Below are 15,968 nucleotides of genomic sequence, written 5' to 3'. Positions count from 1 at the left end.
TAGGGATTAGGATGTTGAAAATAAACGGGGAATCAGTTACAATGGATAGATCAATGTTTGATCAAAGAAGGTAAAAGAATGAATGCAGGAATTATTGCAAAGCAAATGCTGGTTCTGTTTCTCATAATGATGGCGGGATACGCCGCATTTAAGAAGGGTATTGTTTCTAAGGAAGGTGCAGGAAGTATTTCTTCAGCCATCATCAATATTTTTAATCCATGTCTGATCATTTCCGGAGTCCTGAACAAGACAATTACATACAGTACGGCGATGGTTACAGAGAACCTGGTTCTGGTGGCTCTGTTTTTTGTTGTGCTGATCATACTCAGCCGTTTATTTACACGGTTTATGAAGCTGGAACCGGGTGAGGTAAATTGTTACCGTCTAATGATGATCTTCCCTAATCTGGGATTTATGGGGATTCCGCTGGTGCGCAGCCTTTACGGCGAGGAGGCTGTTATATTTGTGGCATTTTATATTGTGGGCTATAACCTGCTGGTTTATTCCTATGGTATCATGCTTGCCATGGGCGCGGGGGCGGGTGACAAGAAGGCTCTGCCCTGGAAAAAGGTATTTAATATCGGTACAGCGGCCTGTACAGTGGCTATCCTCATCTTTGCGTTCCATATACAGGTGCCTGAGGTGGTGGGAACATTTGTGGACACGGTGGGCAATGCGGCCGTGCCCTTGTCCATGATGACCGTGGGTATCATGGTGGCGCAGTCCGATCTGAAGGAACTGGTCACGGACAGGAAACAGCTTATGCTTTCCTTTATCTCCATGCTTGTGATACCGGCCCTGTGCATTCCCCTTATGAAGCTCCTGCCCATTGATCCTGTATCCTACGGCATATTCATCCTTTTGATCGCCATGCCCGTGGGCAGTGTGGTGATGATGGTGGAGAAGGAGTATGGCTCCACGGACGGGAGCATATCGGCCAAGAGCATTGCGCTCACCTCTGTGCTGTCAGTCATCACCATTCCGGTGATCACATTTCTGGCATAGGCCACAGAGGCGCAGCCAGCCTTTACAAATGGAATAGATAAGGACGGAAAAACGGGGGCCTGATGTTACGGCCTCCGTTTATGCCGTATTTTCCATAGGACTGACGGGATGCACAGCAGGCACAGGATTGCCGTACAGATGACGGTCAAAAGCATTGCGTATTCCACAAAGGTTTCCGTGTCATGCTCATAGGCCCTGTTTAAGATGGGGATGATAAGCATGGCCAGGTAGTACCAGAATACAGGCGGGACGCACCTGAAGATCAGATCCCGGAGCCAGGCACCGGATCTTTTTTGAAGATCCGTATCCATGGGGCTGTCCGGGGAGGACTGATCGGCCGTAGGGGCAATGCGCCCGGAGGCATGGTCGGCCATTCGGTACAGGGCGAACAGGGAACTGAAATATATGGCAATGCCTATGGCGGTATGAAGTCTGCCCGGTGTGAGCCATCCATCGTACAGCCCGTATTGGCGGGCATAGCCGGGGATATAAATAGATGCAGTAATACGGATACCGTTGATAAAAACAGTGGCCGCATAGGAAAAAGCCAGACTGAATGCCGTCCAGGCCGCCCCCTGCCAGGATGTCCTCATTCTGTGCACAAAGGAGAAGAGGAGGGCGGCTGTGGACAGGATCATAAAACGGACACCGGAGCAGGAGGATGCTATGATGAACCGATAGTCATAATTGATATATCCTGCATCCGGATCATATTCAAAGGGGATGCCGCTTAAGGTTCTGACCCACCAGGCAGTGGGGGCCAGAATCCATTGAAGCTGTCTGCAGCCTGCCTGGCTGTAAAAATATTTAATTCCGATCACAAGGATGAATCCGGCCAGATAGGATATCCAGTGTGTTCTAATGCAGCTGTTCCTGAAAAATTCCGCGATTTTTTTCAATGCCATATTCCTCTTATGAGTGGTTCTGTTTTTTGGCGCCGCCCTTTTTTCTGGACCGGATCAGGATGTTTCCGGCAATTATGGCTGTGGCTGCAGGAACCAGTATCATGGTTCCCGGCTCTGAGCCAATGGTATAACCGCCCCCCACGCTGAGGTCGGATACGCCCTGGGGCAGAGGCAGCGGCTGGTCCACGTCCCTGCAGGCCCCATCCGGATTTCGGACTTCCTCCATCACTGCGACAAAGGAGGTGTACGGGGTCATCATACTGTATTTTAGCCCCAATTGTGTAACCTCTTTCTTTATGGAATCGTCCTCCTCCAGGCCGGTATTGTAATCCGTAAGGTTTTCCACCATGGTGCGGGCCCACAGGTAACTGATCCCAGGATTGGATCCAATGGACGCCTGGGACACCTGGATGTCCTGGACATAATCCCGGTTTCCGGACCTGCCTGTGACCTGTATGCTTCCTCCTGGTTCGCCCCGCCATTTTCCAAACAGGACAATGGGCCGCTGGGCAAACAGGGTTGGAAGGGCGGCGGGCTCCACATCATAGACCTCAAATCCATTATAAGAAACCTGGATATCGGTTAACAGAGGCGCCTGTATGTAGGTACAGAAACGTTTGGCCGTATCCAAGGCATCCTTGTCATCTGTCACCACAAAAGACTCCCCAAGTCCCACTTTGGCGATTCCGTCAATGAGATAGCGGTTTACGGAATCTCCAATTCCAAAGGAGAAGAAATCAGTGTCGGCCAGATTCTGGCTGATGATGCCGAATATCTCCTTTTCACCGGAAATATAACCGTCTGTGATGGTGATGATACTCCGGGACGTGCCTTCGGTTTTAGGAATGGCAAGGGCATCCCGGAGCGCGGGAGCGATCTCTGTCCCGCCGCCGCCCTCCTGGCGGTCGATGAGTTCAACCGCCCGCTGGATATTCTCAGCAGTGGCCGGCACCGACACAGGCGACATCCGGCTGGATGCGCCGGAGAACAGAATCAGGTTAAAGGTATCCGTATCACGAAGGCTGGTCACCAGATCCTTGATCAATCCCTTGGCAGTGTCCAGGGGAAAACCGTACATAGAACCGGAAACATCCATAAGGAATATATACTCACGGGGAGGGATATCTTCAGGATCATACCGTTTGGGAGGCTGTATCATCAGCATAAAGAAGTTCTCCTCCTCCCCCTGGTCCAACAAAAGTCCGCAGTTTACGTCCTGCCCGGTCAGCTTATAATCAAGGATGAAATCCCGGTCTCCTGCAAAATCCTCGGGATCTTCCAGGGTGATCCGGGCAGCCGAGGCGCTGCTTTTGTCAATTTTAATGGAATGGGACCTGCATGTGATGTCAGTGACAGGCACACCGGTGGAAAGGCTGACGGCTATATCGTACCGGCCCGAAGGTGTCTTTCCCTCTTTCAGGTAAGGTGTGCTTACCCACTGGTTGTCATCTTTTCCCGGATCCTCCGGGGAGCTTGTATAACGGGGACCTGTCACGGTGGGAAACACAAACTGGTATGATCCCTCCGTGGAAACGACCATTTCCGTGTAATGCAGTTGTATGACCACCGTATCGTTGGGCATTACATTGGCCACGTCCATGGAAAACACGTTGGGCCGCTGCTGTTCCAGAAGGGAAGCGCTCTTTCCCTGGCTCTTGGCCTCCTCAAACTCCTCCCTGGCCTCCTCCTTCTCCTTGATCCTGGCAGTGATCAGCCTGTTCCCGACCTGCATGGTCATGCCGTGTACGCTGGCTTTGGTGGATGCGGGAAAGATATATTTGGCATTGATGGGAGTCTTTCCCTCATTGGTATAGGTCTGGGTTACATAGGTATCTGCAATGACCCCGTTGATTTGGGAGGATACCTTTGTTTCCTTCAAGGGAAAACTGTCCGGATCAGGATCCGCCCCTTCCACGAAAAAGTAGGGAGCCAGGGTTTTGTCCGGGTCATCCTCCTCTTCCATGCCATAAACCGCCCAGGCCTGGGACAGGACAAGGAGCAACGTAAAAAATACACACAGCCATTTCTTTTTCATCTTCATCTTGATACCTCTTTTGTTTTATGATGGATTGTTTATATCATATAAGTTACAATACACCGGCATCAAAATAGCATCAAAGATGCATCAAATTTGCATCATCATTCTCTTTTTCGCTTTAAAGCTTTGACTAATTGGCGTAAATGGGTTAGTATAATAAGGCCGGCTTATTAATATAATAAACATGCCGTCAAAATGTACATCTAAAGGAGAAGTCATGAGTAAGCATAAAGGTATGGAATCCTCGTCAGCCCCAGTGCATCAGAACGGCGGCTTTGGCAGCAGTTTTGGGTTTGTTCTGGCCTGCGTGGGTTCCGCGGTTGGAATGGGAAATATCTGGATGTTCCCATATAGGGTCGGGCAGTATGGAGGAGGAGCATTCCTGGTGCCCTATATCCTGTTTATAGTTTTATTCGGCCTGGTGGGCCTGTCGGCGGAGTTTGCCATAGGAAGGCGTGCAAAGACAGGGACCCTGGGGGCCTATGAATATTGCTGGAATGCAATAGGAAAGGGAAAGCTTGGATATATACTGGGATGGATCCCCCTTCTGGGCTCCCTGGGAATTGCGATCGGCTATGCCATCATTGTGGGCTGGGTGGTCCGCGCCCTGGCAGGCTCCCTTACAGGGGCGATCCTGACCCAGGATGCAGCGGCGTACTTCACCCAGGCAACCGGGAATTTCGGCAGCGTGCCGTGGCATGTGCTGGTGATCGTCACAGCAGCTGTGATCCTGATGTTCGGCGCCACCAAGGGAATCGAAAAGATCAATAAGGTACTGATGCCTTCCTTCTTTGTTTTATTTGCCATACTGGCTGTGCGCGTGGCATTTCTTCCAGGCGCTGTGGAGGGATATAAGTTCCTCTTTATGCCGGACTGGAAGGACCTTTTGAAAGTGGACACCTGGGTCATGGCCATGGGGCAGGCATTTTTCTCACTGTCCATAACCGGGTCGGGCATGATCGTGTACGGAACGTATCTGTCTAAGACAGAGGATATACCCAAGGCATCGATCCGCACTGCATTCTTTGACACCATTGCCGCCATGATGGCCGCGCTGGCGATCATGCCTGCCGTATTTGCCTTTGGCATTGAGCCTAACGCAGGCCCGCCCCTTATGTTCATCACACTGCCCAATATATTCAGGCAGATGCCCATGGGACGGCTGTTTGCAACACTGTTCTTCCTGTCCGTGGCCTTTGCGGGAATCACAAGCCTGATCAACATGTTTGAGGCCGTAAGCGAATCCTGGCAGACCAGGTTTAAGCTGTCCAGAAAAGGGGCGGTTGCCCTGTGTGGCTCCATTGCGCTGCTGGTGGGGATCTTTTTGGAAGCCGAGCCAAGCGTGGGCTCCTGGATGGACTTTATAACCATCATGGTAGTGCCCTTTGGCGCGGTTCTGGGCGCTGTGTCCATCTACTATATCCTGGGATATAAGGAGATAAAAAAGGAACTGGAGGAGGGACGGGAAAAACCATTGAAAAGCTGTTTTGGTCCCCTGGCCAAGTTTGTGTATGTACCTCTTGCGGTTGTGGTATTTATTTTGGGGATCATATATGGCGGGATCGGATGATCATTCTTGTCATTGACAAATACTGGGGACAAGCCGTATGATTTTCATGGTAAACGTATTATGAAAAGGGGAAATCGTATGGCAAGACCGAGAAGAAGCGCGGCCGCGGCAAGAGTTAAGGAAGATGCCAGGGATCCGAAGGTTTTGTGATTCAGCTGTAATATAAATGAATAATCAACCGCGAAAACGCCGTCTGTGGGATATGTTCCCCCAGGCGGCGTTTCTGCAGTACGCCAGGAGGCGCACGTTTCTTAAGGATTATGGGCGGTAGGTTATAATTTCATCAAAACATCCGGCATCCCGCTGTATGGTCCGGTGGTTTCCCACCGTGACAACGGGACCCTGTTCCAACAGGGCATGGATGATCTGCGATGCCCCGGCCTGGTGCTCCAGCCGGGCATTCTTGATGTCTGCGATCATTAGGTTGATCTGATCCGTATGGATTCCCGCCATGGCCCTGCGCATGTACCTCATCCGGTTGTTTAAGTTTCCGGAGGGCGGAAGGGCTTGGGCATAGGCGCTGAGGATATAACCGTCCAGGTCCTGCTGGGTCAGGGAAATGTCCATAAGCGCCCTTCCCGCATTGGAAAACAGGTCCAGGGTGGACCTGACATCGGGGTCCGCGGTGCTCCACAGGGTGAAGTAACCGGCCGGGATGTAAAAGTCGATTCCGCTGTCATATGCGCCTCCCTGATAACGGATGGCAGGTTTCAGGTATTTGTCCGCACATGCCATGAGGAAGGGCAGATGCCTGCCCTGAAAGGCTGTATTGTCACGGAAATCCCCCATCATGCGGGTTTCCTGGGTGGGAGCATCCACACATACGGCCAGCTTCCGCTTTCCGGGCAAAAGGATATAGGGTGAAACATGGGCCGGTGTCCCGTGACAGGATCCTTCTGATTCGGTTTGGCCAAGAAGGCCCAGCTGGCGAATGGCTTCCCTCTCCACTTCTTCCAGGGCATCCGCGGCAGCGGCTGCCATAAACACAAGGCGCTTTCCCTGTAATAGGGCGGAAGAGATATGCCTCAGTGCACCGGACACCTGAGCGGCAAATTCCGGCTCCGCCTTCAGCCTTTTACTTACATCCTTTAAAAAATAATAGACTTCCTGGCTGTTAAGAAGGTTCCTGAACCTGCACTCCTGCCTGATATAACCTTCCGCCAGGCTGAAGGAAAGGGAGGAGGCCAGGTCTGCCCTGGACAGGTCATAGTCGGGAAGATATTTTTCCAGCACACGCTGGATGGTGGGGATATCACTGTAGTCCCCTCCGCCCATAAGGTCCAGAAGAAAATCCAGGCTTTTGGCAAAATCCTCTGTCAGTCCATACCAGAACACGGTCATCATAGGATAGCTGCAGGCCCCTGCCCGGCTGTCCGGGAACACTTCGTCAAAGGTACAGTCGTGAAGATACTCCTGCTCCATGGTTTTTTGCTGCTCTACGGTATAGCGGGAGGTATCCAGCTCCGTGAGAAGCATCTGATACAGAGACATGTAGTTAAGCTCATCCTGAGGGATCAGGCTTAAGTCAAAGTAGATCTGATAGCTTCCCACAGCGTCCGCAAAAGCGGGAGCCGTATAGCTGGTAATGGGGCCGAACTGTTTTTGCAAAAAAGGAGCGCCCGGCGTGGGGGCCGGAAGGTCCATGGGGCGTATGAGGAAATCCATGTTTCCCCAGTCCTTGGAATTCCACTGGCGGAAAGCGGCCGTGCACTGGCACAGACAAAGGCGCTCAGGACGCGTCATGGATTCCAGGGTGGCCTTCAGGTACTGTTCCTTATCAAGTTCCAGCGCCTCCGCCATTCCGGGACAGGGAACCGTTACCACCGTTGCAGTGGTTTTGGGGGTCAGGGCCCGGGCAGCCAGGGATTTCAGAATAGACTGGCTGCTGTCGGAGGCGAATTTACGGGCGGATACCTCATAGAGCTGAAAGTAGTCGGTCTTTCCAGTCTGGCTCCAGTACCTGCCGATCTCCTCGGAAATGTTAAATCCCAGATGGGAGCCCTCCCTGGTAAGGGCATCGGAAAGTTTGTTTTCCTTCATGGCGGCCTGGTATAGTTCCTGTGCAACACCAAGGGAGCTGACCTCCCTGAGAGCGGACTGAATGGTATGGCAGAATTCGTCCTTCTGGTGTTCATCCCCGTTGCGCAGACGGAATCGCAGGGATGGATTGGGCAGCAGAAGATCCAGGTACACCTCCATTATGTTGTTGATGCCCGACTCCCTTGCCAGCCGGTGCCAGGGGGAGGTGTCGCTGTCTAGTATATCCGCAAACAGATCCCAATAGATCAACTCTTCCTGGCTGCTTCCCGTAAGGTCGATGGCATAGTCAATGATGGAAGCCTGTTCCCCGGGGCTGTCCTCGTAGGCAGGGCTTTTGGCAACCAGGCAGCGGTGGCCCGGCTCAGGGATCTGGTTCATGGCAGAAAGGGAACGGTGATCTTCCTTTTGGGGCAAGGGGGGATTTTTGCGGGATGAATGCTTTTGGGCGTCCAGGTGTTCCCTGTGAAGGAAATCCAGCACGGGCCGGTAATCCATGTCGCCGTAAAGGACCATCAGGCAGTTGGAGTAGTCATAGTATTGCTCAAAGGCCTTTTGCACGCGTTCATAGGTAAGTTCCCTGTAGTGGAAGTGAAGCCGTCCCAACAGGTTGGAGGCGGGAAGATCCGGGTACAGGGTTTTGGCAGTAAAGCTGTCGGCATTTTCCTGGATATCCGTGAGATGTCCCCAGTCCTCACTGAGAACCGTGCCCTGCATGGCCAGCGGGCCGTTAGGCTGATCCAGCTCCAGGCGCAGCGCTTCCCTCAGATAGAAATTGCGTTCCTTCAGCGCATCCGGCGCCTCCATGCAGCACAGGTATACGTCCATAAGCTTAACCAGCTGTTCCTGGCTTTGGGTACAAATGGGATAGCAGGTATATGTATTGTCCGTAAGCCCGTTCATAAAGGTGGAATAGCTTTTGCTGTCCATATCAAAGAATATGTCCCGGCTGGGGTATTTCCCGCAGGAGGACAGAAGAAGGTGTTCCAGAATGTGGTTGGTGTCAGTCTCATCTGTCTGCGGTGTCCGGTAGATCAGGTTAAATCCCAGTTCGGGGTCATCGTTCTGTATGTATAAAAGCCGGGCGCCGCTGGCATGGTGGTAAAACTCAGCGGTCTTTGCGCCCAGCATGTGTATGAATCCAAGTTCCGTTACGGTAAAACCCGATATGGTTTCACCGTGCCCTGGCAAAGATACCATGGTGAATCTCCTTTCAAATGCAAAACCTTTCTATACTATAGCATTGAGGGCGGCTGCTTTGCAAGGAGAATTGAGAATGTGGTTATTGGCGGCTCCCGCTGCAAGCTGGTTAGCTCTTAAAGCCGGAAAAATCAAAAAATAGGTACAGAAAAGCCGCCCTTGTAAAACACCGGCGTGTTAGATAGGGCGGCCAGGCACCTTACTGATACCGGTCCGCAAAACATATCCTGGGCAGCCCCATAAGCGCCGCGGCCCCTGCCAGCGTAGTGCCGTAAAACAGTATTTTGTCCTTCAGGTGCAGAAAATTTACAATACTTCCGTTACAGACCGTGCTGCCCGTGCACAGCACCAGGTCGGCCCAATCACAGACAGCAGTGCTGACGCCGTCCACACGGCCGTCTTCCACCAATACTCCATAGCGCTGCTGGCCGATATTTACAGGGCTTAAGTCCACAACACGAACTGGGAACTGGCCGGACAGGCGTTCCAGGAGGGAAGGCTGGTATCCGATCAGCCCGATCCTGGGATGGCCGTAGCTGGCTTCAATCAATCCGGCCGCGTCAACCGCGCATTGCTCCGGCCCATTGTTTCGGCAGTGGACCGTACATTCCACCTTGCCCAGGTGCTTCATGACAGCGTTGAGGGATGCGATAAAGAGTCCGCGGTCATGGGAACTGCCCTGTATGTCCAGTGCACATATTTCAGCCAGGGTCCCGCGAAACGCGGAGGGTGCATCTGTAAACGCCTGCCCCAAAGCGCCCATACATTCTGCCTGGACCATGACATCCTTCCCTGTAATGATGGGAAAGTCCCTGCGTTTTGTAATACCGATGGCTTCCTCGGGCGTGAGGGAGCGGGTATTGATAATAACCTGTTCTTCCAATATCCCTTCTGTTTTCAGAAGGTCAAAAAAGCGTTTTCTTAATTCACCGAAAAACTGTTCCGGACCCATACTGCCCGTTACGGCTGGTGTTGTTCCATTGTTCATGTTCATTCCCTCCCAAGAAATTGTTCCACTTCTTCACAATAATGTTCATCCATCAGCCTGTCTGACGAAACAACGGCTTTCAGCTCACCGTTTAGCAGGATCCCCACCCTGTGGGCCAACAGCCTTGCCTCCACGAAATCGTGGGTGACAAAAATGATCGTACACCTGAAATGTTCGTGGATCCTTGTTAACTCCAGGTAGAGCTGCTTTCTGGTTGCCGGGTCCAGTGCGGAGAACGGCTCGTCTAACAAAAGAACTTCCGGCTCCAGTGCCAGCGCCCTGGCCAGCGCGGTCCTTTGGCTTTCCCCTCCGCTGAGGGTGCCGGGGTACTGGTTCTTAATATGGGTGATGGACAGCATCTCCATAAGGTCTGATGTGCGTTTTCTCTGTTCCTCTTTGGAGAAACCGTGCATTTTCAGGCCGTAGGAAATATTATCACAGACCTTCATGTGGGGAAAGAGGCCGTGATCCTGATATACAAAGCCCAGCCTGCGGCTGCGGGGCGGAATATCCATCACGTCAACGCCGTCATACTGTATGGAACCGCCGGTGCCGGGGAACATACCCCCGATGGCTTCCAGAAGCACGGTCTTCCCGGACCCTGTACGTCCAAGTATAGCAAAGATTTCCCCTTTTTCAATGGTAAGGGACAGGGGTTTTAGTGTAAAACTTCCCCTTTTTACGGAAAAATTGTGGATAAGGATTTTTTTCATCGTTCCCTCCCATTGAGATTTCTGCACTTGGTGTAATTAATCTGTCCGCCTACCTGCCGTTCGTGCTGATACCAGGATTTTCCCATAAACTGGGCCAGAAACAGGGTGCATCCGGATATTAAAAGCATCAGCATCGCGGTAGCCATGGCCGTGGGATTATTCCCTGTTGATATACTCAGGTAAATGCTGCCCGGCAGGGTCTCGGTTTTAAAACGGGTGACTCCCACCAGCATAAGTGTGGCCCCGAACTCTCCCAATGCCCTGGACCAGGTGAGAATAAAGGCGCTGATCAGGCTGCCCCGGCACAGGGGAAGCAGGATGGTGAGAAAGCATTTCCAGGGAGAGGCACCCAGGGTCTGGGCAATGAATTCCAGCCGCTGGTCAGAGGTCTCAAAGGCAGTGCGGATCAGCCGGATCGCGTAGGGGAGGTTGACCAGGATATGGGCCATGACAATGCCAACAGGGGAAAAGACCACTTTGAAGCCGTGTCCTTTCAGCCATTTGCCGGCAGGGGAGGAGAAGATGATAAGAAGGCTGAGGCCTAGCAGTATGTAGGGCAGTGAGAGGGTGAGCTCGATCATCAGCCCGGATAATCGTTTAAATGGCATATCTGTCCGGGTAAGGGCATAGGCGGTGGGAAGAGCCAGAGCCATGACAATGATTGTGGATATGCTGGCAGTGGTAAAACTGAGCCGGAATGCAAACAGTACCTCCGGTGACCGGATGGTTTCGGCAAAGCAGGGGATTCCGCTAACAATCACAGCACTGATAGCACTGCCGATGAAGAATATCACCAGCAGTGCTGTCATAATAGTTATGGCTGAGAATAAATCGAACCGTTTATGGCGGTTTTTATTCCACGATTTCATATCCGTATTTCACCCATATTTCTTTGGCTGTGTCCATGTCCAGGTACTGGTTAAAGGCCTCCAGGGCATCCTTGTCCGCGGCGCAGCTTAAGGAAGCGGCCGGAATGGTCTTAATATATGGATCCAGGTCCGTTGTGTTTACGATTTCCACGTCCTGGGCATCGCAGTTCTCCTTCCACACAATAGCCGCATCCGCCTCCTTGGCGGCCAGGGCAGTGGACATCTGGGGAGCAGTGGCGGTGGTTGCCTCAATCTGTACCTGGTCAAAGATACCTGCATCGGTCATTGCCTTTTTGGCGATCTTTCCAATGGGCGTGGAGTCCACATCTCCCATGATAAGCGTTACCCCATCCCCGGTCAAATCCACCAGCCCCGTAATGTTTTTTGGATTGCCGCTTTGGACCGCCAGCACGGGTATATGTTTTACCAGTTCTTTTTTTCCTTCCACATAGGACTCTACCGGTTTTAACTCATCCCCGGATCCTGCGATAAACAGATCGCCCTCCTCGGAAGTGGTGATCTGTGACTGTATCTGCCCTGCGTTGGCATAGGTCACGTTCATCTCACATCCGGTATGGCTTTTAAAGGCATCGGCAATTTCCTGGAATGGTTTTGTCATTCCCGCACCGCAGTAAATCATCAGGGTGCGGCCGGTCAGGTCGGGAAGCTGAATGCCGCTCTCAGTACCGGACGCAGTACTGGAATCAGTGCTCTCCGCTGTTGTGGAAGCCGGGGTGGCAGATGCCCCTGCATCATTTCCCTTACCGCATCCCCATAGCATGGATGCACCCAGTGCTGCGGCCAGTAAAACTGCCAGTGTCTTTTTTTTCATTGTAATACCCTCCAATTAGTAGATTTAGTAACATTTACCATATTATACTGGAAAAGCGTTATTGTCAAGAAAAAATAACGGTGAGGATGTGAAAGCTTAAAGGTCCTGTAAAGCGGGTGTGGATTTTAAAGAGTTGGTCCTGTCGGGGACAGGACTGGTCAAAGTGTCCAATCACTTACTAAAAGCACTGTGATAAAAATTGTAGAAACAAACGTATTCATAAAAAGGGTAAAGTGATATTTTATTAACAGATAGTTAAGTGATACAGTTCTCATGGAAAGTGAAGGTATGGATTATGAAAACAAGAATGACAGAAATATTGGGGATCAAATATCCGATCATGCAGGGAGGTATGCAGCATCTGGGTGTGCCGGAACTGGCTGGTGCCGTATCGGAGGCAGGAGGCCTGGGCACAATTAATGTGACTATTTATCCGGATCCAAAGGATCTGCGCAGAGCGATCCGGAAGGTGAAGGAGATGACGGGCCGCCCCTTTGCAGTCAACATTTCCCTGATCCCCAGCCTGCGCCCCGGAAAGGAGCTTTTTGACCAGGTAAATGTGATCCTGGAGGAGGGGGTGCCCGCAGTTGAGACAGCCGGAGCCAGTCCGCAGGAACTGGCAGATATCCTCAACGCCCATAAGGATCAGGTAAAATGGATCCATAAGGCAGCATGTGTAAAACATGCAAAAAAGGCTGAGAGCATGGGAGCGGACCTTATAACCATGGCAGGATTTGAGGTGGCGGGCCATCCCCATACGGACGGGGTGGGAACCATGGTCCTGGCTAACCGCACTGCCCGCGAGGTCAAGGTTCCGGTGCTGGCAGCCGGAGGGATCGCTGATGGGCGAGGTCTTTTGGCAGCGCTGAGTCTGGGCTGCGAAGGCATTGTTATGGGAACCCGCTTTGTGGCCAGCAAAGAATGCCTGATCCATCAAAACCAGAAGGAGTGGATCGTAAATTCCGATGAGAACAGAACGGTACTGTGCCAGAAAAGCATCCGGAACATGGTGCGTGTGGCGGATAATGAGGCTGCCAGAAAATGCCTTGAGCTGGAATCCAGGGGAGCTTCCCTGGAAGAACTGATGCCTGTGATCTCAGGAAAGCGCGGCAAGGCAGCCTATGAGAGCGGCGATGTGGATGAAGGCATGTTTGCGGTGGGGCCGTCCTGCGGGCTGATCCATGAGGTAAAGACCTGCGGGGAGATCCTGGACAGTATCATGGAGGAAGCCGGGCAATGTCTGGATCGGCTTAACGCAATCCGGGGAAATAGATGACAAACACCAAAAGATACCATTAAGGAGGAAGGCATAATGAGTAAAAAAGCACTGGAGGGTATCAGGGTCCTGGATTTTACCACCATGGCGGCCGGTCCAACGGCAGGAGCCATGATGGCGGATTATGGAGCGGAAGTGATCAAAATTGAGCGTCCGGTCAGGGGAGAGGACGGCAGGAAGTTCCCGCCCATGGTGGATGGAGAGAGCTTATCCCACTGTTGGTTCAACCGGGGCAAGAAGTCTTTGGCAGTGGACCTTACGGATCCTGAGGGGTTGGAGGTTGTAAAAAAACTGCTCCCCACAGCCAATGTGATTTTGGAAAATTTCCGTCCCGGGACCATGAAAAAGTATGGGCTGGATTATGAGAGCGTACGGGCCGTAAAAAAGGATATTGTATACGCATCCCTGACAACCTTTGGACAGACAGGAAAATACGTATCAAAGCCGGGCTATGATATTATCGCCCAGGCAATGTCCGGTATTATGAGTGTTACCGGGGAGGCGGACGGAGCACCGCAGAAAAGCGGATTCCCTCTGGGGGATCTTCTTGGAGGACTCAATATGTTTACCGGCGTCATGACGGCGCTGTATCACTGGCGTGATACCGGGGAGGGGCAATATGTGGATATTTCCCTGCTGCGCACCCTGATCTATATTAATACGCCGCTGATCCACTGTAACCTTGGGCCGGAACGGATGAGCAAAAGGCAGGGCAACCATCATCCCACCATGTGCCCCTACGGGGTGTTTCACTGCAAGGACGGGGATATCGTTATGGCAGCGGCAGGCAAGAGGATATGGGAGAGCCTGTGCGACCTGATGGGGCGTCCGGAATGGAAGGAGGATCCGGAGTATGCGGAGGTATCTGACCGGGCAAGGAATCAGATGACATTGATACCTCTTATCAATAAGTGGCTTACGGATGCTTATGGAGGCCAGGATGAGGCACTGAAAGCCCTGGACGCCGCAGGGGTGCCGTGCTGCCGGGTCTACAACGAATATCAGGTGTGGAGTGATGAGGAATTCCGTCTCAACGGCTGGCTGCAGGAGCAGCCCACCATGCCGGGTATGGACTCCAAGCCGTCCTTTATCACCAGGACCGGGAACTGCGGCATGTCCGAGACGCCGGCTGAGTTCAGACGCGCCCCCCTCCTGGGAGAGCAGAATGAGGAGATCCTGAGGGAACTTGGATACAGCAGCGAGAAGATTGCCCAGCTGGAACAACGGTGGCCGCACCAGAGCCTGGACAGACACGGGAAAGGAGGTTTATAAGCCTGAATGGATGGATTATATGATATGACTGAGGACCAGCAGAGTCTGGTGGAGTTGATACGGGATTTTATGACCAGGGAGGTCAAGCCCCATGTCCTGGAATGGGAAAAAGAAGGGCATTATCCCAAGGAGATCATACAGATGGGGATCGATATGGGACTGCATATGATGCAGGTGCCCGAGGAATACGGAGGCATGGGGCTGGATACCACCACCACGGCCATGATGATCGAGGAGGGGGCCAAGGTGGAGAGCACCTATATGGGGATGTTTAATGTGACCAGTATGGGCGGCAAGATTGTTATGGCGGCGGGAAACGAGGAGCAGAAGCAATATTACGCGGGCCTTTTAAATAAAGGATCCATAAGCGCGTTCTGCCTGACGGAGCCCGGGGCAGGGTCTGACAGCGCCGCGGTCCGCACAACGGCTGTGCGCAGAGGCGGTTCCTATGTTATTAACGGGACCAAGATGTTTATCACCAATGCCTCCCTGGCGGACATGTTCCTGGTGGTTGCATCCGTGGATCCCTCCAAGGGATCCAGAGGCCTGGCCACGTTTATCGTGGAGCGGGACCGCAAAGGGGTCAATGTCAGCAAAAAGATCGATAAATTCGGAATGCGCCTGTCCAACACGGCAGAGGTGATCTTTGAAGATGTGGAGATCCCTGCATGCAATCTGGTGGGAACGGAGGAGAGCGGATTTGCAAATGCCATGAAGGTACTGACCGCCTCCAGGCCCATGATCGCGGCTTCCAGCCTGGGCGCCTGCCAGCTTGCCAGGGATCTGGCCGTCCAGTACTCCAAGGAACGGGTGGCCTTTGGAAAGCCCATCTGCGCAAAACAGATGATACAGGAAAAACTGGCTGATATGGAGATGCTGATCCAGGCCAGCCGCGGCCTTGTCTATCACGCCACCATGCTTCTTGACCAGGGGAAACCATGTAATACGGAGGCCTCCGTTGCCAAATGCTTTGTGACGGAAGCTTTTGGAAGGATTACCGATCAGGCGCTGCAGATTTTTGGAGGCTATGGGCTGTGCGATGAATATCTGATCTCCAAGCTGTACCGGGATGCCCGGGTGAACCGGATCGTGGAGGGGACCAATGAGATCCAGCGTGTGGTGATCTCAAAAGCAATGCTCCGTTAAAACTGACCAGGCCCACTGGTTGTTTTAACCAGAAAGCAGGGGTTATAAAAATGTTATTTTTGTGACAAGTGCAGTGGGTGTTTGAGGCCGGCTTTGTTATTATTATAACATCATAAG

General features: G+C 52.4%; 12 protein-coding genes. 5 read left to right on the top strand and 7 right to left on the bottom strand.

Annotation, left to right across the window (positions count from 1 at the left end):
- Positions 1–78 precede the first annotated feature (78 nt).
- Positions 79–1,005, top strand: coding sequence for an AEC family transporter (locus tag HMPREF9469_RS12205; protein WP_007862323.1), 927 nt, complete (start codon positions 79–81; stop codon positions 1,003–1,005).
- Positions 1,006–1,070: 65 nt separating this feature from the next.
- Here the strand turns inward: HMPREF9469_RS12205 and xrtK are convergent, their stop codons facing one another.
- Positions 1,071–1,910, bottom strand: a complete 840-nt coding sequence (gene xrtK, locus HMPREF9469_RS12200; protein WP_157140290.1) for an exosortase K — start codon at positions 1,908–1,910, stop codon at positions 1,071–1,073.
- A 7-nt stretch (positions 1,911–1,917) separates the two neighbouring features.
- Positions 1,918–3,951, bottom strand: coding sequence for a VIT and vWA domain-containing protein (locus tag HMPREF9469_RS12195; protein WP_007862320.1), 2,034 nt, complete (start codon positions 3,949–3,951; stop codon positions 1,918–1,920).
- 214 nt (positions 3,952–4,165) lie between these two features.
- Between HMPREF9469_RS12195 and HMPREF9469_RS12190 the strand changes: the two genes are divergently transcribed.
- Complete coding sequence (locus tag HMPREF9469_RS12190) at positions 4,166–5,518, top strand: sodium-dependent transporter (RefSeq protein ID WP_007862319.1); 1,353 nt, start codon at positions 4,166–4,168, stop codon at positions 5,516–5,518.
- Between the two features lie 258 nt (positions 5,519–5,776).
- Here HMPREF9469_RS12190 and HMPREF9469_RS12185 read toward each other — a convergent pair whose 3' ends face one another.
- From HMPREF9469_RS12185 to modA, 5 genes are all read right to left on the bottom strand, one after another.
- Entirely contained in the window at positions 5,777–8,755 is a 2,979-nt protein-coding gene (locus HMPREF9469_RS12185; RefSeq protein WP_007862318.1) for an insulinase family protein, read from the bottom strand.
- Between the two features lie 199 nt (positions 8,756–8,954).
- Positions 8,955–9,743 (bottom strand): Rossmann-like domain-containing protein, encoded by a 789-nt coding sequence (locus HMPREF9469_RS12180; protein WP_007862316.1) that lies wholly within the window; start codon positions 9,741–9,743, stop codon positions 8,955–8,957.
- A gap of 2 nt (positions 9,744–9,745) precedes the next feature.
- Positions 9,746–10,456, bottom strand: coding sequence for an ABC transporter ATP-binding protein (locus HMPREF9469_RS12175; protein ID WP_007862315.1), 711 nt, complete (start codon positions 10,454–10,456; stop codon positions 9,746–9,748).
- On the bottom strand, positions 10,453–11,325 hold the full coding sequence (locus tag HMPREF9469_RS12170) for an ABC transporter permease (RefSeq protein ID WP_007862314.1): 873 nt from the start codon (positions 11,323–11,325) through the stop codon (positions 10,453–10,455). The genes HMPREF9469_RS12175 and HMPREF9469_RS12170 overlap by 4 nt, the downstream gene beginning before the upstream one ends.
- Complete coding sequence (modA, locus tag HMPREF9469_RS12165) at positions 11,309–12,157, bottom strand: molybdate ABC transporter substrate-binding protein (RefSeq protein ID WP_007862313.1); 849 nt, start codon at positions 12,155–12,157, stop codon at positions 11,309–11,311. Before modA ends, HMPREF9469_RS12170 begins: the two co-directional genes overlap by 17 nt.
- Before the next feature lie 295 nt (positions 12,158–12,452).
- On the opposite strand from modA, the gene HMPREF9469_RS12160 reads away from it, so the two are divergent.
- From HMPREF9469_RS12160 to HMPREF9469_RS12150, 3 genes are read left to right on the top strand one after another with little or no spacing between them, the layout of a single operon-like run.
- Positions 12,453–13,433, top strand: a complete 981-nt coding sequence (locus tag HMPREF9469_RS12160; RefSeq protein ID WP_007862312.1) for an NAD(P)H-dependent flavin oxidoreductase — start codon at positions 12,453–12,455, stop codon at positions 13,431–13,433.
- A gap of 36 nt (positions 13,434–13,469) precedes the next feature.
- Positions 13,470–14,705 (top strand): CaiB/BaiF CoA transferase family protein, encoded by a 1,236-nt coding sequence (locus tag HMPREF9469_RS12155; protein ID WP_007862311.1) that lies wholly within the window; start codon positions 13,470–13,472, stop codon positions 14,703–14,705.
- A 6-nt stretch (positions 14,706–14,711) separates the two neighbouring features.
- Positions 14,712–15,851 carry an acyl-CoA dehydrogenase family protein gene (locus tag HMPREF9469_RS12150; RefSeq protein ID WP_007862310.1) on the top strand — a complete coding sequence of 380 codons (1,140 nt, stop codon included), beginning with the start codon at positions 14,712–14,714 and terminating at the stop codon, positions 15,849–15,851.
- Positions 15,852–15,968: the final 117 nt, after the last annotated feature.

This window comes from [Clostridium] citroniae WAL-17108, from assembly GCF_000233455.1.
In the GTDB taxonomy this organism is placed as follows: domain Bacteria; phylum Bacillota; class Clostridia; order Lachnospirales; family Lachnospiraceae; genus Enterocloster; species Enterocloster citroniae.
This window is presented reverse-complemented; position numbering and strand designations above follow the sequence as displayed.